Here is a 551-nt window from a genome sequence, read left to right on the forward strand (position 1 = left end):
GTTTAACTTTGGCAGTACGGTGGGCAGTGCGTTTGCCGGTACGGTGAATGTGCAAAATACCTTGTTTGCCCTCGCCGGTGATAACACCAGCGCGTTAACCTTGGCGACGCTGGATCTGGGCACGGGCAGTAATGCGACGGTCGGTAGCAACGGGGTCACCACTACTGAATCTGTCGGCAATGTAGACCTGAATGGCGGCACCCTGACGTTTTATGGCGACCTGCCGGGGGTACGTGCAGATGGCTTGCTCAGTACCGATAATTTCATCGCCACCGGCGGTACGGTAAATATTTTAGGCAATGCAGCAATAGATAACACCACCGGCAGTGGCTCACTGTTGAACCAAATGACCGGCAATAATGCCATACAATTGGTGAGTGCCACCACGGCGACGGGGGCTGACCTGCTGACCTTGCAGATTAATGGTACTAACGTTGGGCAAAATACCTCAGACCAAATTGAACAAAATGGCGTGCATGTTGCCAACGGGATTTATGATTATGGCTTGAGCAACAGCGGCAGCAATGGCGCGGGCCTGTATATGGATTATG

Annotated in this window: 1 pseudogene; it reads left to right on the plus strand. The window is 52.6% G+C overall.

The window, feature by feature from the left end:
- Positions 1-551: pseudogene (locus AC2A06_RS18820) on the plus strand (hypothetical protein); the annotation flags it as partial.

Source organism: Serratia sp. HNCC26DJ244, assembly GCF_057180565.1.